General features: G+C 34.6%; 23 protein-coding genes and 3 pseudogenes. 1 reads left to right on the top strand and 25 read right to left on the bottom strand.

Annotation, left to right across the window (positions count from 1 at the left end; genetic code table 11):
* Position 1 precedes the first annotated feature (1 nt).
* Positions 2 to 886 carry a hypothetical protein gene (locus KQH97_RS00850; RefSeq protein ID WP_216552180.1) on the bottom strand — a complete coding sequence of 295 codons (885 nt, stop codon included), beginning with the start codon at positions 884 to 886 and terminating at the stop codon, positions 2 to 4.
* 89 nt (positions 887 to 975) lie between these two features.
* Here KQH97_RS00850 and KQH97_RS00845 point away from each other — a divergent pair, with 89 nt between their 5' ends.
* Positions 976 to 1,296 (top strand): hypothetical protein, encoded by a 321-nt coding sequence (locus KQH97_RS00845; protein WP_216552178.1) that lies wholly within the window; start codon positions 976 to 978, stop codon positions 1,294 to 1,296.
* A gap of 66 nt (positions 1,297 to 1,362) precedes the next feature.
* On the opposite strand, the gene KQH97_RS00840 is transcribed toward KQH97_RS00845, so the two are convergent.
* The 24 genes and pseudogenes from KQH97_RS00840 to KQH97_RS00725 form a co-directional block, all read right to left on the bottom strand.
* Positions 1,363 to 1,506 (bottom strand): hypothetical protein, encoded by a 144-nt coding sequence (locus tag KQH97_RS00840; RefSeq protein WP_216552176.1) that lies wholly within the window; start codon positions 1,504 to 1,506, stop codon positions 1,363 to 1,365.
* Positions 1,507 to 1,520: 14 nt separating this feature from the next.
* Positions 1,521 to 1,940 carry a hypothetical protein gene (locus KQH97_RS00835; RefSeq protein WP_216552174.1) on the bottom strand — a complete coding sequence of 140 codons (420 nt, stop codon included), beginning with the start codon at positions 1,938 to 1,940 and terminating at the stop codon, positions 1,521 to 1,523.
* A gap of 383 nt (positions 1,941 to 2,323) precedes the next feature.
* The gene (locus KQH97_RS00830) at positions 2,324 to 2,830 is read right to left on the bottom strand and encodes a hypothetical protein (RefSeq protein WP_216552172.1); all 507 of its coding nucleotides are present in this window, start codon (positions 2,828 to 2,830) and stop codon (positions 2,324 to 2,326) included.
* Between the two features lie 462 nt (positions 2,831 to 3,292).
* Complete coding sequence (locus tag KQH97_RS00825) at positions 3,293 to 4,198, bottom strand: DUF5104 domain-containing protein (RefSeq protein ID WP_216552170.1); 906 nt, start codon at positions 4,196 to 4,198, stop codon at positions 3,293 to 3,295.
* A 340-nt stretch (positions 4,199 to 4,538) separates the two neighbouring features.
* On the bottom strand, positions 4,539 to 5,021 hold the full coding sequence (locus KQH97_RS00820) for a hypothetical protein (RefSeq protein WP_118160549.1): 483 nt from the start codon (positions 5,019 to 5,021) through the stop codon (positions 4,539 to 4,541).
* 131 nt (positions 5,022 to 5,152) lie between these two features.
* The gene (locus tag KQH97_RS00815) at positions 5,153 to 6,034 is read right to left on the bottom strand and encodes a leucine-rich repeat domain-containing protein (protein ID WP_022287966.1); all 882 of its coding nucleotides are present in this window, start codon (positions 6,032 to 6,034) and stop codon (positions 5,153 to 5,155) included.
* A 208-nt stretch (positions 6,035 to 6,242) separates the two neighbouring features.
* Positions 6,243 to 6,491 carry a hypothetical protein gene (locus KQH97_RS00810; RefSeq protein ID WP_216552168.1) on the bottom strand — a complete coding sequence of 83 codons (249 nt, stop codon included), beginning with the start codon at positions 6,489 to 6,491 and terminating at the stop codon, positions 6,243 to 6,245.
* A gap of 268 nt (positions 6,492 to 6,759) precedes the next feature.
* Positions 6,760 to 7,257 (bottom strand): hypothetical protein, encoded by a 498-nt coding sequence (locus tag KQH97_RS00805; protein WP_117905749.1) that lies wholly within the window; start codon positions 7,255 to 7,257, stop codon positions 6,760 to 6,762.
* Entirely contained in the window at positions 7,238 to 7,957 is a 720-nt protein-coding gene (locus KQH97_RS00800) for a hypothetical protein (protein ID WP_216552166.1), read from the bottom strand. Before KQH97_RS00800 ends, KQH97_RS00805 begins: the two co-directional genes overlap by 20 nt.
* Before the next feature lie 252 nt (positions 7,958 to 8,209).
* Entirely contained in the window at positions 8,210 to 8,710 is a 501-nt protein-coding gene (locus KQH97_RS00795; RefSeq protein ID WP_118160541.1) for a hypothetical protein, read from the bottom strand.
* A complete protein-coding gene (locus KQH97_RS00790; protein ID WP_215650091.1) occupies positions 8,703 to 9,209 on the bottom strand; it encodes a hypothetical protein in 507 nt (168 codons plus the stop codon). Before KQH97_RS00790 ends, KQH97_RS00795 begins: the two co-directional genes overlap by 8 nt.
* Before the next feature lie 12 nt (positions 9,210 to 9,221).
* The gene (locus KQH97_RS00785; RefSeq protein WP_253286328.1) at positions 9,222 to 9,689 is read right to left on the bottom strand and encodes a polymorphic toxin-type HINT domain-containing protein; all 468 of its coding nucleotides are present in this window, start codon (positions 9,687 to 9,689) and stop codon (positions 9,222 to 9,224) included.
* Positions 9,690 to 10,040: 351 nt separating this feature from the next.
* On the bottom strand, positions 10,041 to 10,472 hold the full coding sequence (locus tag KQH97_RS00780; protein WP_216552164.1) for a hypothetical protein: 432 nt from the start codon (positions 10,470 to 10,472) through the stop codon (positions 10,041 to 10,043).
* Positions 10,451 to 10,663 (bottom strand): annotated as a pseudogene (locus tag KQH97_RS08800) (DddA-like double-stranded DNA deaminase toxin); the annotation flags it as partial. The pseudogene KQH97_RS08800 and the gene KQH97_RS00780, both read right to left, overlap by 22 nt.
* A 184-nt stretch (positions 10,664 to 10,847) precedes the next feature.
* Positions 10,848 to 11,120: a hypothetical protein gene (locus KQH97_RS00770; protein WP_216552162.1), complete on the bottom strand. Its 273-nt coding sequence runs from the start codon at positions 11,118 to 11,120 to the stop codon at positions 10,848 to 10,850.
* A 75-nt stretch (positions 11,121 to 11,195) separates the two neighbouring features.
* Positions 11,196 to 11,715: pseudogene (locus KQH97_RS00765) on the bottom strand (polymorphic toxin-type HINT domain-containing protein); the annotation flags it as partial.
* Positions 11,716 to 11,779: 64 nt separating this feature from the next.
* On the bottom strand, positions 11,780 to 12,457 hold the full coding sequence (locus KQH97_RS00760) for a PoNe immunity protein domain-containing protein (RefSeq protein ID WP_216552160.1): 678 nt from the start codon (positions 12,455 to 12,457) through the stop codon (positions 11,780 to 11,782).
* An 18-nt stretch (positions 12,458 to 12,475) separates the two neighbouring features.
* Positions 12,476 to 13,393 carry a polymorphic toxin-type HINT domain-containing protein gene (locus tag KQH97_RS00755; RefSeq protein WP_216552158.1) on the bottom strand — a complete coding sequence of 306 codons (918 nt, stop codon included), beginning with the start codon at positions 13,391 to 13,393 and terminating at the stop codon, positions 12,476 to 12,478.
* A gap of 69 nt (positions 13,394 to 13,462) precedes the next feature.
* A complete protein-coding gene (locus tag KQH97_RS00750; RefSeq protein ID WP_117859462.1) occupies positions 13,463 to 13,807 on the bottom strand; it encodes a hypothetical protein in 345 nt (114 codons plus the stop codon).
* An 11-nt stretch (positions 13,808 to 13,818) separates the two neighbouring features.
* Positions 13,819 to 14,379, bottom strand: coding sequence for a hypothetical protein (locus KQH97_RS08580; protein WP_253286327.1), 561 nt, complete (start codon positions 14,377 to 14,379; stop codon positions 13,819 to 13,821).
* A 17-nt stretch (positions 14,380 to 14,396) separates the two neighbouring features.
* Positions 14,397 to 14,780: an Imm1 family immunity protein gene (locus KQH97_RS00740; RefSeq protein WP_216552156.1), complete on the bottom strand. Its 384-nt coding sequence runs from the start codon at positions 14,778 to 14,780 to the stop codon at positions 14,397 to 14,399.
* Between the two features lie 20 nt (positions 14,781 to 14,800).
* Positions 14,801 to 15,556: pseudogene (locus KQH97_RS08710) on the bottom strand (polymorphic toxin-type HINT domain-containing protein); the annotation flags it as partial.
* Positions 15,557 to 15,649: 93 nt separating this feature from the next.
* Entirely contained in the window at positions 15,650 to 16,696 is a 1,047-nt protein-coding gene (locus KQH97_RS00730; RefSeq protein ID WP_216552152.1) for a Fic family protein, read from the bottom strand.
* 390 nt (positions 16,697 to 17,086) lie between these two features.
* Positions 17,087 to 17,725, bottom strand: coding sequence for an ATP-binding cassette domain-containing protein (locus KQH97_RS00725; protein ID WP_216552150.1), 639 nt, complete (start codon positions 17,723 to 17,725; stop codon positions 17,087 to 17,089).
* Between the last annotated feature and the right edge of the window lie 180 nt (positions 17,726 to 17,905).

The raw sequence follows: 17,905 nt of genomic DNA, 5'->3' as shown, positions 1-17,905 counted from the left end.
CTTATTCCGCTGTAACGGTGTAAATGCCGTTCTCATCAGGTCCGCTGACGGTGCATCCCTCTGCTAGTTGAATACCGCCATATCTGCCTGTTTCATATTCATCCGGCTTAAAGTTATATGTACCCACACCGCAGATGATCTTTGCCTCTTCTCTATAAACACTATCAAAGGAGAATTTGCCTATCCGAATATTACCCGACAGTTTTAAGGTCGGCGTACCGGAAGTAACCATGGGAACTTTAAGCGTCCCTAACGTAAAGTCGCCGGAAATGGTGACATCTTTTTTAACTTTCATTGTTCCGGTAATATTATTGACTCCCTCGAATTTCCAAATGCCGCCATAGCTGGTAAAGCAATCTTTCGTGATGACACAATCTCTCAAGGTCACATCTGAGTAATTATTATTGTCGCACAACTCATCCAGAGTACAATTGTCAACGATCAGATGTTGTTCAGCTCTTCCATTCATCTGCACATAACAACCGATAGTACCGTTGCGCAGCGTCAGCGTTTCGTTGCCATCATTTGAGAGTGAAATAGATTCGACACTCAGCGTCTTTCTGTTCAGATCAAACTCCAGATCTTTTCCTGACGAAACCGTCAGCATCTCGTATGCTCCGTTAAGATCGTTGTTTAGCTTTGCCTTGCCACCATTTTCAAATACACCGCGCAGATTCTCCAAATTTTTCACCATAGTAGTGTCTGAGGAGTCTGAGGTGTCTGAGGTGATCTTTACTGTAATAGTTCCGATCTTCTGATCTTTTGTGATCGCACCTCCGGAAATGCCAAAAGCAGTTGTGTCTGTTGGGGCGTTTTCAATTGTTGTATTCTCTGCAGAAGCAAGATCAAACTCGGTATTGTCAAAGCTGCCATTCAGCCCATCCACATCGGCTGCGTAAGGAGCTTGGGCTAGACGTTCCGTCGCCTAAGGAGAAATTCGACCCGCCGTTGGGTTTCTACGAGAAGTGCAGTATTATGGACGAAATGCCTCTGGCTTACTGCGTTATCGAGCTTGTATTCGATGAGGATGGTCACGGCGTTGACTTTATTTTCCGCTACTGCAACAAGGAGATGGCGGTAGTTGAGGGTGTGCCCGTGGAAGAAATGCTGAATCGGTCTTTTTATGAAGTATTTCGCAACGGAGACCGAAAATGGGTGGTATCTTACGCAGATGTAGCACTCAACGGCACAAAGCACACGCTGAAGGATTTTAGCGCTGAGATTGGAAAAGACCTCACCATATATTGCTATCAGCCCGAACCCGGTTTCTGTGCCTGCGTCCTGCTGCCAGAATAAATGCACAGCCTAAAATGACATTTTGTTAAAAAGCATAATGTAAAAAAGGCTCTGATAAGACCAATTTTAGGTCAGCTCAGAGCCTTTAATCGTTAAATGAGGCACAGGTTCGATAGATACTTTTTTAGCAAGTTCTTCAAGATAATCAAGCGTAAATTCACTTTCTGATTTTGAATTGAGCTCATCTAATGCTTCCAATAACGTCAACATTACAATACACCTCCTTACTCATAGCCATATATTACCTTGGTCTGTCCACTTTCTTCGCCAGGCCATCCGGATATGTTGTAAGCTTTGAACGCGTCAGTTAACAAAATTTGAAGGTGTTCTCTATCGTTTAGCAATCCTTTCGGGAAATCAATACGTGTTATTTTCCAACAAACTTGTTGTTCATGAATACTCTTTATTGCTTGAACAGGTATCGGATTTGATTTATACATAAAGATAAATTCCTCTATATCATTATTCGTGTCATGATGGTTATAGCAATGTGCTAACCATGTTTCAGAATTTTTGTCAATAGTTAAGTACAGGGGCATGATACCTTCTGTCGTGTCCATAAAGCTCCCGTATGGGTTCTTAATCTTTTTCTTAGCCAGTTTCTCTCTTTGCGTTGGAGTCAGCTTTTCATTAACAAATGCCATAGTCTAAACCTCACAATAATAAAAGTATTTAAGGGTATTTTAAAGAGAACCCATATGAAAGTTCTTGCTGCGCTTGTATAGTAAATACAATGAATGAAACGTAAGCACTCAGAATCTCTTCCTAATGAATTATATAGATTATTTAATTGTTTGGTTGGGATTCCATTTATTGAATTCGCGCTGCCGATTTCTTCTATACTAGGGTTAACATTCGGATTTGGTTTTAATTATAGCTTCATCAATTTCGGCACTTGGTGCAACCCAAACAACAGTATCATCTCCAACAGGACGTCACAATGTAACATCTTTGCCTGAAATATAGTCTTCATAACCTTTTTCAGATATTAGATAAGATGCACCTTTACTAAATATTTCGTCTATATTCATAATATACTCACCCCATAATTTTTAGTTGCAATGTTATTAATTCTTGTAATTTCCTGCCAAAGCCCATTTTCTTCATTCCAACCTTGCCATTCCATACAAACACGAAGCTCCTTTTCGTGTTTTAATAGCGTTTCCTTCAATTTCTCAATTAACTCTTGATTAATGAATTTAAATGGTGCTTCGTGTCTTTTTTCATTCCTAATTTGATTCCAACATACCATAAACGCTATCCAATTCTTTGCTGGATCGCAATCAAGAAAATACAATATGGCTTCTTCGAATTTGGCAACAATTTTTTCATTTTTAGTTTCCTCATAAAGTTTGTATACTCCAAAATCTATAATTCTACTAAAATCCGTTGGTACATTTGCTGGAACAAAGTGACTTATAGGACAAGCATATCCTTTTTCTCCGCAAAGGAACTCAGCAACCTCGTTATTTTCAAATGCTTTTTTTGTAAGTTCAAGCAGCTCTTCATTTGTAATTTGTTTTTCTAATTTCATAACATTTCCTTTCCCACCAAACGACGAATAAACATTTTCTATTTTTACATCAAGTATATCTATTTGTATCAATCACGGGGACATCTTCTAAAATATCATCTATCATTGACGTTGTGAATTTGAATGTAACCGTCAAACCCTCCGCATCTACCCCACCGATGACTAAAGAAGTATAATAAACTTCAAGCAACTCCATAGAGTAAATTACCCAATCTCAAAAAGTCTATAGAGCTGCTTAGACCAAATTAGATGTGGAGATAAAGATAATGAAAACAACGATCACAACGGTAAAGAACGAATTTCGCCTGACCGAATGGTCAGCCCAGATCCAGGCACAGAAAAGTAGCGGACTTACAGTGCATAAATGGTGTGAAGAAAACGGTGTCAATGTTAATACCGTGTACTTGAATTTTGTTCCGATTATTTCGCTGCTCATTTGTTATTTAATTCCTTGCCTTTAATCTATTCATTTTCTAAAATATATTCATATTTATTATCTTCGCTCCAACGGCTGTCTATATCCTTAACAGACAGCGCATTGATCGAGCCGTCATCTCTGCCAACAGCCACGATCGCATATTTATTGCTGTCTGAAATTTCATACATATATACATCGGCTAAAACATGTTCCTTGTCATTGTCAAGAGATTCGGCATACGGAGCACCGAATTTTTCCTTAAAGCTCAGAAAATCTCTGCTGTTCCATGCGGTTATATCATCATATTTTACAATACTTTGTGGATTGATTATCCTGTAAATATCTATAACTTCGTACTTATTGCCCGTCTGAGCCACTAAATAACTGCGGCTGTCGCCATAACCGGAAGCAACGCAGCAGTTATGGTCTGCAATTTCAATAGTATTGGCAGTATTACACTCGATATCACCGGACTCATAATCCAAAGTATTTATGGATATGTTATAAACGCCGACCAGATCTTCCCCATCATCATGCTTTTCATCGATGGGACAAACTGCTATATATACCCCATATTTTTGCTTATCCGTGATAATATAAAATGATCTGGAAAGAAAAGCACTGGTATAATTTTTCCCTGAAGAACTGGCGCTCACAGTATCCTTTTCATACTCTGTCGTGCGAATTATATCGCCTTCAAATCCATCAATCAGCGCTTGTATATCAGCGTCAATACCATCTGAATTTTTCAGACCGTTACACAGTAAGGATTTTACGCCGTCTTTATCCCCATCGTCTATGTATGTCAATAATTGATCTACCGTATCTGCGTAGAACTGATCGTTGTATTTATACTCAACACCGTTTATGATAGGCGTTTCTTTAATGGCACAACTACTCAGAGATATCACCAATACTAAGCTCGAAATAAGGCTGATGACTTTTTTCATTTATTATTTCTCCTTCCAGTCTAAAATTGCTATGTAAGTCTCATCTGAGAATGACCACCCTGCAGTTCCGTCAGTCGCATCTCTGAAAGCCTCATACATGATCTCGCCATTCTCCATCCTCAATATCCGGTTTTTAAGTATTCATACTTATCGTAAAAGTCATTCTTGCTCTTATTAATAACATCAGCGACATCGCCGTCGATACGCACAACATCAGAAACAAACTCATTTACATCTTTTTTGAGATTATCAAGAGCGTCGATCTTATTTTCCTGAGTCTGTGTAGACGCTTTTATAGAACTAATTACATCGTCAACATTGCAAACGCTGATTACAATTTTTAAGATCTAGTTTTTGTAATCCAATTAACCTTATATTCTATTATTTGGTCATCAACATTTTCTGTTATGAAATTCAAGAATTTATCATAATTTTTCATTTTGCTGTCTACGTAAAACTTTCGTATACCCGCATATACTTTTATTCGTGTAACAATATTGGTTTTTTGATCAACTGTATCCGGTTTTATAATAGTAACTTTTTTTATCTCATCGGTTGTTATTTTTATTCGGATACCGCAGGTTTTAACAACCATTATTTCATCTTTTCGTACTTTAATTTTCAGAGTAGTGAATAATACAGGAAAAGAAAGCAAAACACAAAAAACAAGTAATCCTATATACATAAACCAATTTGCTTTAAAAGAGTGTTCAACAAAATCAATTATTTCAAGTATAATTACAAAAGAAAAAAGTACGGCTACTAAAAACAGTAAGACATATCCATTATGTCTAATCTCAAAATAATTGTTTTTAGTTCTCAATCAACAGTTCACTCCTTTAATCTTTTATTGCATCAATTCCGCCTTGACCAATATTCTCAAAAAAACCTTCTATATATCCACCCACAAGACCATTGCGAAGAGTTTTGAAATATCTGCTAAAAATATCAAATTTAATCTTTCATCCAAGCTTCATCATAATTTGGATGTTCATTTAAGCATTTCAAATCAATTCCATGAGTATCATGCCCTAAATATGAGAACTCTTCTAATTTTGGTAAGTTTAACACAAAGCTTATGTCTGTAATATTACAATAAGAAACATCTAAAGCTTTTAGATTATAAAGTTTATTTATAATTTCTTTATCAATTGAGTGTATATTCGTAGAATTTATATTGAGGGATACAATATTCTCCCAATTAACACTTTCATCATCCAGCTTGGTAAAATCAGCTCCTGAAATTGAAAGTGATTTCAATTCCGTTAATTCGGATAAATCCGGTAAGGTTTCAATTTGAACATCGTATAATTCCAACGATTTTAAATTCTTGAAGCTTCCCTCTGTTCCGAGCAAGTTAATATCGTCAATTTTAAAACGAGCACCCCCATAAGGATTTGATCTAATGCATAAGCTTGATAGACTTCTGATATCTGCCAGCTTTCTTATTGAACCAATAGGTGAATCTACAATATTAACAGAAGTTAATTTTTTTAGTTTAGTTAACTCTTCAAAAAAGTTCTGTGCATCTGAAGCGTCACTGATTCCGACAATAGTAATTGTTTCAAGATTCGTTAATTTGCTGAGCAAATCATAATCATGTCCCAAAAGTGCAACATCAGAACCCGGATCACAAACCAACTCACGTATCTCATCATAATTCTGACTTGTTTGATTAATACAGTCGTTAATGGTTTTTCGTTTCCACTGTAAATCAGCTTCTGTTTCATTATCACTGTTTAAGAACCATATTCCGAAACCTATTACAATAGCCAAAAATATTATAAGAATACAAGTAATAATTATCATTGTAGAAAATATGGTTTTATGTTTCATTATAAACAAATCCCTCATTAAGTTAATCTTACAAAAATGTTATAAAGGCATCAATATGCTGTTTATATTTATCTGCTCTCTTCTTTTTTTCTCCTACAAGTTCACCATCAATATAAGCACCCAAAGTAGATTTAACATCGTAATTTATATTATTGCGAATTTGATCAATACCACCATTATTTAATATGAACTCCGATTTAGGATCGATTCAGCCATCCATTACAGCCTTATTATATTCCTGTTGAACTTTCAGAAAATTACTGTTACTGTTCTCAAATTTATACTGTATATTATTCGGATCAATATCAGATAAAAAATCCTGATCGTCATACCTTGTCGAAATAATATCTCCACTATAGGATATCATTCTATCAGTACTTCCATTAGCAAAATCCACAATGTCTAAATTATCATTAAATTCAACATACTGTAATGCCTCATGAACAAAATCTTTCATAACCTCCGAACCCAATTCATTTGCTCTCCTTTTAAACTCTTCAACAGTTGGAGAATTTTCCCCATTAAAAAGATTCCCTCTTCTCGTGAGAATCCAAAATGTAATTCAATATTCTCATAATTAGAACCATGTTGCACATTTAGAGCAATTGCAAAATCAATAGCATCAGCCACATTTTAGTCAATAGTCACAACATCGGAAATGTATTTTCAAAAGATTCAACTTTTCTTAATGAATTTGTGGTAAAAATTAAATTTATATAATTGTTTCAAATTAACGTTTTAATTTTTTCAAACGTTTCTATACCCTTAAAATTATCAAAATGAAAATATAATCTATTTTCATTTGTTACCCATGTACAGATCATATAACATAGACCTTTTATAATAGCTGATTTTTGCGGATTGTTTGAGTACGGTTCACAATTATAAAGAAATTGTTGAAACGTAATATTTTCAAAAGGAAAATATATAACTATAGTTTCACATAAGCTTTTAAACAATAAATTGACAGATATATTAAAAAAGTCATTATTTGCTACAATAACAATATCGGTATTTTCGTTTTTAGTTATCAATGATGCATATGTTTGCTTAGAATTAGTAATAATTTTTGTTAATTCATCATTCTTGCAAATATCGCAAATTTCAAGAAAGAAAAAAGAAGGTGCTAGCTTAATTATTTTTTTTAATAACTTTGTAGAAACATCACCATCTATAAATGCTTGTTTAACTTTTTTCTTTTGATCATTCTTTCTGAGTAACACCTATTACTCCTCCTAATATTGAAGTCAATCTAACATGTACATCACGTTTAGCGGGATCAAATATCCATTTCATGGATTTCATGAAATTAGGCATACTATTGTATAAATTATATGTAATATGCGTATGAAAAAGTTGTTTTCCAGCCTCAAAATCCAATCTGAAAGTTTTTCCAATTTTAAATAATGTTCCACCAGAATTTGGGTTATTAAGTCCGTTTGGAGACCATATTTTTATTTTACCCAAAGTTTTACCTGAGAAATTATTTGGCTTGAATAATTGCAGTTGTTCACCGCCAAATATCAATGTACCACTTCTAGAAAATTTTAATATTGCAGATATTGTCTGCGCACCACCAGCAAAAATTCCACCCCACATAAATCCACTAGCGAAACCATCTACAAATGATCTTAACACTTTTCCCAAAATCGTTTTAAAACTATCTCCACTGAAAATCGAAACTATCAGTGAACTCATCACACTAATCCCACCAGATATAAACCCTGCCATTGCAGCTGCCTTAAATCCTATACCAAGTACTGCTAAAAATGAGCCACCTGTCAATACGGTTAAAACAGCACCAATAACAATACATATAGCGCCTATAACCAACTCTTTCCAATGATTCTTACACCATTCGCCGACTTTTTTGCAGCCGTCTTTGAATTTCTCCCTACGGCTTTTTTCACATTCGGGCTTCATGTAGTAGTACTCGTCGTAATAATCGTCTTTGCTCTCAATAATAGTCAGAGTTTATACAGTTGTATTTTACTACAACTCCTAATAATATCTAAAATATGTGAAACTTTTTCTTGGTTGCTTGGCAATTTTACACCTCCGTTATTCTATTTTTACAAATTTGATATCCGATTGAGTAATTTACATTATTTATTTAAGCTTGAAATCTTTTACCATATGTATTTAAGTATAGTCTGTATCCTATCTCAAATAACATTAATTGAGCAAATCAACGTTAATACAATCTCCTAAAACAATTAAATCGTATTTCTCATCGTTACCTTTTTCAAAAAATCTCCAACATTCTGTATTGTTTGTAACTTCCAAATATACAGTCAATGTGATACTTTTATTAAATATAATCACCAAATCACCAAATTCCGTGATTTTTACTTTTTGAACAATAAGGTTATTAAGTAAATCGTTTTTGTTAGAGGCAACCCATTTATCAAATATATTTGCACCATTAACATCCCACTCAAATAAATCATCATCACTTTCTGATTCCAATTTATTATATTTGTCTGTGTCAGTAACCAAAATTTTTTCATTGTCACATATTCTAAATAAAGTCTGCATTAATAATATATAACATTTACCGTGCTCATCAACAAAATCAATCCAAATGTCCCCATGATTTCTATTAATATCAGCAACCTTATTTCCAACAAGTACTTGAAGTCTTTCTGAAATATAATTTCTCTCTTTTTTATTCACTAACATTATCCTCCCGACATTGAATCCCTCTGCCAGTTATAACAAGATGTCTTTCTTTTCCATGCCATACAAAGAAACGCCAACACTCATCATTAGAAGTTGTATCAACAAAAACATTTAATGTTATAGAATTACTAAATTTAATTTTAAGATCACCAAAATTGTTTATTTCAATAGATTTAATTACAATATTATCTGAAAAATTTTTGTTGAAATCATCGCACCATTTGTCAAATAAATTATTACCTTTTACATCCCAATTAAAATTTTCAGTTTCGGTCATTGGTGATATTGGCTGATATTTATCCATATCAGTAATTAATACTTCTTCGATATTACAAAATCTAAAAAAAGTTTGCATATGGAGTGCATAATCTTTACCATCAATTCCTTTCATGGCAATCCAAACTAAATCAGCTGCTCTCCCTATTTTTATACTTTTCGCACCTTTAATTTTATTGATGCATTCCGTTATTGTATTTTTTTCTGATAAAGTCATTGTACTTCCTACCTATACTCCAAAATAATTCAAAGCCTCTTCTAGTGCTTCTTGATAATCCATGCCTTCGTCATGTAATATATCATGTATATTATCTTTTATCTTATTTTCTGGCACACCACGTCTTTTCAACTCACGTGTTATTGCTTTAACTTGTTTTTGTTGTTTTTTCTGATCTCTCGGAGATTTACCTTTTTGTCTACCCATACGTTCGCGTCTAGAATAATCTTTCCCAGCATTATGTACCAACACACCAAAGCCACTAACGTGATACGTATGGAAATCCTCTACCTGAAAATTATACACCGTAGTGGGTTCATCTGTCAATTCGACAGAATGATTTTCAACCAAAAGAACATTGCAATTAGAATCAAGAAGTTCATCACTGATTGCAAGTTCTCCTGCATTGACAAAGCCACGATTATTTACATAGAACGGGTGCATTTCAGTCGTAATGATCTCTTCGCCGTTGATTACCAAATGAATAAGCTTAGAATCTTCTCATATATAGGTTCAAAACGCAAGTTAGAAAATAGATAAGTGTATACTCTTTTTCCTGTTAAAGTTGTGTCTTCAATCCTAAAGTAATTACCATCTGTATCATATACTACTTGTTTTCCCGCTTTAGGATTATTATATATCACCTTGCCGCTAAAAGCTGTGAAACTTTTTCTTGGTTGCTTGGCATTTTTACACCTCCGTTATTCTATATATTTTTTACTTTGATTTTCTGTAGTTATGATTTCTTCGCCGTTTATAACTAAAAGTTTAGAAAATAGAATTATTATGAATTCATAATAATTTTCGCCGACCAATAATATAAAAATAAGCTCAGAATATCTCATCGATCCATTTTACTTCATCAAGTAATTGCCCTGTGTCAATCCAATTATGTATAATTTTTAAACCTATCTCATACGGAATAAGATACTTATTCGACATTAAAGAGTAGTCGCCAAAATAAAATAACGTTTCACCACTTGATTTTTCATCGCCTATTGCAGTAAGTTGAATTTCAAAATCATCGGATTTATAGCAAACTATCGTTTCCTGAGTAATACCAATACTCATTCTTCCTATAGAATCAATAACTATATCTACCCCAAATGGTGATGTGAATATATCTTTTGTTTCTTCTTTAATATTATTAAGCTGTTGTTCCAAGTCAGTTATTTCTTTTTTTATATCATTATATCCATCAATACAATACTCTATATACGCTTTATACATTTTTACTCCTTTCAAAACTCTATAAGTTTCCATCTAGCTGTTCCAGATTTGAATTGCCAAATAGCCCCAACGCCAAATTCATTAGGAAAATGAACATTAAGAGTTGAATTCTCCGGAAGTATTTTATTTAAGTTGAATCTGCACATAGCACCAGTTGAACAAGGCGGTTTGTTAATATATAAATTGGCTGATGTAATACCTTCTTGACGCATAATAGCAGCTGCATGCCCTTCAACATATTGTCAGATAATGATCAAGGTCATAACCTATTCTATCGTTCACAGTGTGTGTTTCATTAAAGATTTCAATGAAATAAAAATAAGATGCTGACAACCCATTCCTTATAAATCGAATCCATAATTATTAGTAAATTTCACCTTTATTATTGTTTGGCACTAATAAAAGAGGTCATTCTATTTCAAACCATTTCCATGGCTGCGTTTCATCATCACGAAAAGCGCCGCATCCTAGAGGAAGATCACATAATTCACCAATAGAAGAATCAATCTGCTCCATTTCCGAAATCGATATTATAGCAGCACTTTCTTCACTAACGTCCTCTCCGTCCAAAAATTCCCACATTTCATCTTCTTTATCATGGAAAACTAAAACTACTTTCTTTTTTTTGTTAATAATATCTACAGTTGTTATTACCATTGTATTTTCATCAATATCAAACATAATTTTTCCTCACTTATTTGATTTAAAAATATTTTCTTCTCTTGATAAAACCTGTGCATTAGAATAACTGTTACTTCATCCACTGCTTCTTGGCTTTATGTGGTCAATTTGAACTTTCAATGGATCTGGCGTAACGTTTAGCTTACTTTGAGTTGCGGGAACAAGTTCTTTTCCTGACATATCAGATTTTATTTTTCCGCCATTTCGTCTCATATTTTCTTGTATTATCTGTCTTTTTTGAGCCTTTGTAAACTTTTTCCCTTCACCTACATATTTTGAATCTTTTAGATTAGAATAATCACCAGCATTATATACCAATACACCTAATCCGCTAACATGATAAGTATGGAAATCCTCTACCTGAAAATTATACACCTTAACAGAATCATCTGTCAACTCAATATCAAAATTTTCAACTAAAAGAACATTTCCGTTTACATCAAGAAGTTCATCACCAACTATTAGTTCTCCTGCTTTGATAAAGCCTTGATTTTTTACATAGAACGGGTGGTCAACAGTTGTAACGATTTCTTCACCGTTCACAGTGAGATGAACAAGCGTTGTTACCTCTCTTATGTAGGTTTCAAGAACAGGAGTTCGCTATAAGTTCAGATAAGCGACCATCTATCGAAAGTGTCATTTTATCACCTCGTCATTACTCAATTGAAATGAACCATATCATAAGGATAATACTGCTCATTTTGTAAATCGTTATCATCTAGTTGGAGCCTTTTAGCAATAGCACCAGCTTCAAAGCACCAGTATCCAAAATACAGCTTGAATTTTTCATTTTTATGTGAATCGTACCATGAACTGTGAAAGTGACTTCGATACCAACCACGAAGATACTTCAAAAATGTTTCTTTTGTCCTATCATCTATATATTTTGTCAGCTTTTTATACTCACGCTGAAAAGATATCTTATTAATATCAATATCACTTTCAGAGCCTAAAAAAACAAAATCTATAAGATAATCATAGGTTTCTGATTCCATCAGTTTGCTTCTAAGACGCATCATTTTATCGCTATTAACACCTAAGAGATACGCCAAAGAAGCTAAACATAGATTGTCTTCATATATAGACACATCGCCTTTTTCGCAAACCATATCTATCAACTCTTCAAATTCGTTTTTTATATCATTAATTGAATCTCCTCTTGAATATTTTGCTATTATGAGATCTGTCTTTAAGTATATTATTTTGTTATTTATCAAGGGGACTCTTTCATCATCAATCGAACCTGAATTCAACTTATCTTGAAATTTGCAAATTCGTTCTTTTTCCTGAGCAATAAATTCATCAAAATACGCTTTTGTTCGTATAGAATCTCTCATATAATACCGCCTTTTTAATTATTTTACAACATAGCCTTTACTATCGATAGTTTTAACAGATGTTGTAGCTTTAACCCCACCGTTAGTTCCAGGACTGGTTTTAACTCTAAATAATTCTCTGCTGTACCCTTCTGTTAATATATCATCAGCTACCTCTGGACCAACAACTTTATCCAGATTTTTAGATATCCAAGCATCAGACATCTGCCTTCCGCTATTTTTGGTATTACCCAATTGCGAAGAACCATATTTAGCTTCAGCTACAACATATTTTGGTTGTACGTTAGGATTGTTATTCTTATATACACCATCTATTCCATGATGAATTTTATCATCCAATGATACAATTCTATCATCACCCATTCTTGAGAAATTGGAATTCTCATAATGATCATCCATTTTCATTTCACAGTAATTACCTTTTTGCTGTTTAGTCTTTAGCTCAGTCTCACCAGATTCAACTTTCTTTACACAATCATTGTTATGAACCCAAATCTTGCAATTGCCAACAAAGTAAGTATGAAAATCTTCTACCTGAAAATTATACACTGTAACAGGTTTCTCTGTCAACTCAATAGCAAAATTTTCAACTAAAAGAACATTTCCGTTTACATCAAGAAGTTCATCACCAACTATTAGTTCGCCTTCTTTGATAAAGCCTTGATTTTTTACATAGAACGGGTGGTCAACAGTTGTAACGATTTCTTCACCGTTCACAGTGAGATGAACAAGCGTTGTTACCTCTCTTATATAGGTTTCAAGAACAGTTTTCGGAGAAGTTTCCATTGTTTCAGGGTCTGTTGAAATGACTTTATCTCCTGACTTTATCTTTTCTATGGCAACCATTCCGGCAACCGCCATGACAAGCGTTCCCGCCACAAAACAAGACGGCTTAACGCCTGCTTTATTTGCCGCACTGTTAAAGCCTTTATTCATTCCGCCTGTAAATACGGCAACACCGGCTATGCTAATCTGTGCAAATTGTAAATTTCTTCATTCAATTAGTTAAAAAGACCAAATTGATTTATCTCTTTCATTAAGCTTTTGCTCTATCTTATTTTCTATTATAAAAAAATATATGTCTTTAATAAAAAGCTCTAAAACTTCTTTTTGTACAATTGCGTAAAGGGTATTATTTTGTCTACTATTCTCACTTTTAACATCAAAATGTATTGAATCTATTTCGCAATCCGCAGAAAACTCACCTAAAAGCATTGTAAATAATGGATTATAACCTTTATAATTAATATATACATTCTTTAATAAATTATTATCAACAATCTTTATCCTTAAATCAATTTCGTCAAAAGCATAAATCTCATAGTTTTCTTTCTTTTCAATTTTGTACATATGATTACTCCTTAATAACTATTAAAATTTTCATCATAAAGTCCTACACATGCATCCATTGCCGGATTTGTTCTCATCGATGAACTGATAATTTGTTCTGGTGTCTTGCCACTAGAAATTAACGCATCATAAGACCTAGTTTGCATACGTTCTAAAGCAGCATTATATCCATTTTCATTTATAATATTTCCATCTAAATCGAGATAGGAATTTAACCTTGTTTGATTACGATAATCACAAATTAAATGTGCTATTTCTTCTGTAGAACATCCTTTATTTTTCATATCAGAAACTAAATCGCATATTGATCTATCATCTTCAATATACTGAATTCTTTTTTGCCTTGCACTTTCAACAAATTCCGGATCTGACCAATCCACATTAGCGAAATTTTTCAAACTGCCATCTTTTTTGGGTTTATAGCCATACACTGCATTGGGATCTTCTTCAGCATCAGCTAATACTTTGGGATTATCACTAGGATTATTATCATAATGACCGTTACCATATTTTTCTGCATTATGAACTAATACACCTAATTCGCCAACATGATATGTATGAAAATCCTCCACCTGAAAATTGTAAACCTTTAATTTTCAGCCCATTCAATATTATCTGGCATTTCACGTTTATAAAAAAATTTTTTGGCTGCCTCGAAAGCTTTATTTACCGAGATAATTGAATCTCTGCTGATTTCAATTTCTTCCTCAGGTGTATTAGTATAAAAAATACAATATTCATTGGTCTGACCGGTTTGGCGACCAACTGACTGAAAACCGAGTGACTCCTCGTCTGGAAAATAGGTGAGATTCGCCATTTCTTTGTTTACTAATACCACTAAGCAAGGATTCTCTTGAGTATTATTAGTAATCCAAAACTCGTTGACACCATCACCATATTTTTTTTGTAATATTTCTGAAAATTCAGAAATATTATTTGCATATTCAATTCCTCCAAAATGTTTTATTTTCATTTGATTACCTTATTCCTTTCTTATTTGATTTTCGGAACAGTGCTATTTCCAATGTATGTCTTTGGAACTGGGATAGCACGAACATTATTTGCAACCGAATTACTTGGAGGTACCACGGTTAATTTAGCGCCTTTTGGAAGTAGAGCTGGAACTTGTCTATCGCAGAATCCACAAGTTCCATTAGGGTTATTATGAAATACAGTTGCTTCATTTATACCATTTTCTCTCATGTATAAAGCAGCTTTTCCTTCAACATGACTTGCTGATTGTGCTTTATATTGAGGATATGAAGGTGTCGAACTATTTCCTGATTTAAAAGAAATTTGCTTTCCATCTGGAGTTACCATAACGCCCTCTGTTGTTTTTCCATCATATTTTGGAAGCACAGGCTTTTCTTGATTACAATTTGCATTATGTACAAGCAGTCTACACTTGCCAACATGATAAGTATGGAAATCCTCCACCTGGAAATTATACACCTTAACAGGTTCTTCTGTCAACTCAACATCAAAATTTTCAACTAAAAGAACATTGCCATTAGCATCAAGAGGTTTATCGCCAACTATTAGTTCTCCTGCGTTGACAAAGCCACAATCATTCACATAAAACGTGTGGTCAACAGTTGTAACGATTTCTTCACCGTTCACAGTGAGATGAACAAGCGTTGTTACCTCTCTTATGTAGGTTTCAAGAACAGTTTTCGGAGAAGTTTTCATTGTTTCAGGGTCTGTTGAAATGACTTTATCTCCTGACTTTATCGTTTCTATGGCAAGCAAACTAACCGCCTTGGCATTACCTAAAAATTCACCTGCCGCTCCAAGTCCGCCAAAACCTAGTCATGCGATGTGTAGAACATCTTCTAATCTAATCTAATTTAATCTGAAATAGCAGGTGCTCTTTCCCTTGCCCTCTTTTTTTAGTTCTCCTGCGGCAACAAGTTTTCTTAGTGCACCTTCAATAGAACTGTCACTGAGAGTAGGACAGAGTTCCCTTATATCCTGCTTGTTAAATCGTCCTATTTTGCTTTTGCTTGCCATTCTGACCATCTCAAGCGCAGGCAGTTTTTCTTGAACAATGGATGTACGCTCTTCAAAATCTTTATACGATGCAAGTATCGTGCCTAAAATGTACTTTATAAATGGCAAAGCATCCTCTTTGCCCTCGTGCCAGCCCGTCTGCGACTGACTCATAGCACTGTAATACAGATCTTTGTTCTTAGAGATCTTTGCCTCGAGCGATATATATTTGCCAATGTAAAAGCCATTCTGATACAGCAGAAGAGTAGTAAGCAGACGGCTCATTCTTCCGTTGCCGTAATTAAAAGGGTGTATACAGAGAAAATCGTGGATAAATATAGGAATAATTATAAGCGGCTCAACCTCCAAATTACCGATAACACGATTGTACTCTTCACATATCCTGTCAAGTGCCTCAGATGTTTCATTTGGCTCGAGCGGAGTAAACAGTATTTCTGTATGTCCATCGGGGTAAGCCGCACTGATATAATTCTGCACGCTTTTTGTTCTGCCAGCAAGCGGATTGTTCATATGACTATAAAGCATTTTGTGAAGCTGCAGAATATAGTTCTGAGTTATCGGAATAGCGTCAAAGCTTTCGTGTATAACGTTCAGCACGTCTCTATACCCTGCGATCTCCTGCTCGTCACGATTTCGAGGAGTAGTCTTTTCTTCGACCAACTGTTTGATCCTCGTGCTTGTTGTTACGATACCCTCTATCGCATTTGAAGCTTCGGTACTTTGAATTTTTGCCATCTCAACAAGCTTCTCCATCTCTTGCGGACGCTGTTTCAGATACTGCTCCTGTTTTCCAGCCTCTTTGTATATGGCCGCTATAAGTCCGAGAATATCAGAATCCCACTTTTGTTCTTTAAAACCAGAGTAATTAAAACTTCTCATTTCCTTACCTCCATTATTTTCCCTTAAATTATAATATAAAATAAGGGAAATGTCAATAGAATAAGCAAATTTGTCCTTAATATTATGTGCGAAATAAGGGAATATATCAAACAGTATTCCTCTACTGTATAAAAGAGCCGATTTCTCGACTCTTATGGTATCTATAGCATTGGGGAACATATTCGTAATTTTATATCATAAATTGTTTCCCGCATTTCTTGTTTTGGTTATGAAAAAAAGCACCTATCAGTGATAGATGCTAATGGAATTTGATAAATTCATATGGCTATTTCAACTTCCATGTTGATAAATGTAAACTTTTTTAGAAAGTATGATATAATATAGTATTGCATTAAATAAAAATACGAATCCATACTTATTCAGTCTATGTCACCTTACCCCCTCAATGACTCCCTTATCCATTTCATGCACAGTGTCGCACAGCACAGAAATATCCTCCGCTGAGTGAGAGCAAATAAGAATAGTCTTGCCCTGCTCCTTGTATGAAAGTAGGTACTCACGCATTTCTTTTACGCCGTCCTTGTCAAGACCATTGAAAGGCTCGTCAAGAATGAGTATCTTCGGGTTTTCCATGATAGCTTGTGCCAGACCAAGCCTCTGCCTCATACCAAGGCTGTATTTGCGGACGTGTCGCTTTAGTTCGGGATCAAGCCCCACCTGTTTCATACTGCTTTTTATCTCATCTTTACCTATCTTGTTGTTAAGCCCCGCAAGAAGTTTGAGATTTTTGTATCCACTGTAATACGGTATAAACCCAGGTGTTTCAATAATGATACCCATATCTTTCGGGAAGTCAACGTCCTTGCCCACTTGCTTGCCGTCAACTGTTATCTCACCCGATGTGGGCTTGATAAAACCACATATGCACTTCATAAGCATTGTTTTTCCGCTGCCGTTTCTGCCGATAAGCCCGTGTATCTTGCCCTCCTCAAAGGACACGTTTATGTGCTTTAGTATCTCCGTTTTGCCAAGCGTAAGGCATACGTCATTTACATTGATGATATCCATTTTGTCCCCCTAACTTGCAACCTCCGTCACATTATCATAATTAAACTTACCAATGGCTATCCCTCCGAAAACCAGCAGAACCGCAATAAGTACTAGCAGATAAATAACAGAAAAGCTCATCGGCATTATTGGCTTTTTGAAATATTTTGTGTAATGCAGCCAAGTTATTGAGTTTGCCAT

The organism is Ruminococcus sp. MSJ-25 (genome assembly GCF_018917825.1).
GTDB classification, from domain to species: domain Bacteria; phylum Bacillota; class Clostridia; order Oscillospirales; family Ruminococcaceae; genus Hominimerdicola; species Hominimerdicola aceti.
Note: the sequence above shows the minus strand (reverse complement) of the source record. Positions and strands in the feature narration are given on the sequence as shown.

What these genes read in the sequence shown, in the direction of transcription:
- KQH97_RS00845 (WP_216552178.1), top strand. Translation starts at nt 976, where the DNA reads ATGGACGAAATGCCTCTGGCTTACTGCGTTATCGAGCTTGTATTCGAT.
- KQH97_RS00840 (WP_216552176.1), bottom strand. Translation starts at nt 1,506, where the DNA reads ATGTTGACGTTATTGGAAGCATTAGATGAGCTCAATTCAAAATCAGAA.
- KQH97_RS00835 (WP_216552174.1), bottom strand. Translation starts at nt 1,940, where the DNA reads ATGGCATTTGTTAATGAAAAGCTGACTCCAACGCAAAGAGAGAAACTG.
- KQH97_RS00830 (WP_216552172.1), bottom strand. Translation starts at nt 2,830, where the DNA reads ATGAAATTAGAAAAACAAATTACAAATGAAGAGCTGCTTGAACTTACA.
- KQH97_RS00825 (WP_216552170.1), bottom strand. Translation starts at nt 4,198, where the DNA reads ATGAAAAAAGTCATCAGCCTTATTTCGAGCTTAGTATTGGTGATATCT.
- KQH97_RS00815 (WP_022287966.1), bottom strand. Translation starts at nt 6,034, where the DNA reads ATGAAACATAAAACCATATTTTCTACAATGATAATTATTACTTGTATT.
- KQH97_RS00810 (WP_216552168.1), bottom strand. Translation starts at nt 6,491, where the DNA reads ATGAAAGATTTTGTTCATGAGGCATTACAGTATGTTGAATTTAATGAT.
- KQH97_RS00800 (WP_216552166.1), bottom strand. Translation starts at nt 7,957, where the DNA reads ATGAAGCCCGAATGTGAAAAAAGCCGTAGGGAGAAATTCAAAGACGGC.
- KQH97_RS00790 (WP_215650091.1), bottom strand. Translation starts at nt 9,209, where the DNA reads ATGACTTTATCAGAAAAAAATACAATAACGGAATGCATCAATAAAATT.
- KQH97_RS00780 (WP_216552164.1), bottom strand. Translation starts at nt 10,472, where the DNA reads ATGGAAACTTATAGAGTTTTGAAAGGAGTAAAAATGTATAAAGCGTAT.
- KQH97_RS00770 (WP_216552162.1), bottom strand. Translation starts at nt 11,120, where the DNA reads ATGTTTGATATTGATGAAAATACAATGGTAATAACAACTGTAGATATT.
- KQH97_RS00760 (WP_216552160.1), bottom strand. Translation starts at nt 12,457, where the DNA reads ATGAGAGATTCTATACGAACAAAAGCGTATTTTGATGAATTTATTGCT.
- KQH97_RS00755 (WP_216552158.1), bottom strand. Translation starts at nt 13,393, where the DNA reads ATGAATAAAGGCTTTAACAGTGCGGCAAATAAAGCAGGCGTTAAGCCG.
- KQH97_RS00750 (WP_117859462.1), bottom strand. Translation starts at nt 13,807, where the DNA reads ATGTACAAAATTGAAAAGAAAGAAAACTATGAGATTTATGCTTTTGAC.
- KQH97_RS00740 (WP_216552156.1), bottom strand. Translation starts at nt 14,780, where the DNA reads ATGAAAATAAAACATTTTGGAGGAATTGAATATGCAAATAATATTTCT.
- KQH97_RS00730 (WP_216552152.1), bottom strand. Translation starts at nt 16,696, where the DNA reads ATGAGAAGTTTTAATTACTCTGGTTTTAAAGAACAAAAGTGGGATTCT.
- KQH97_RS00725 (WP_216552150.1), bottom strand. Translation starts at nt 17,725, where the DNA reads ATGGATATCATCAATGTAAATGACGTATGCCTTACGCTTGGCAAAACG.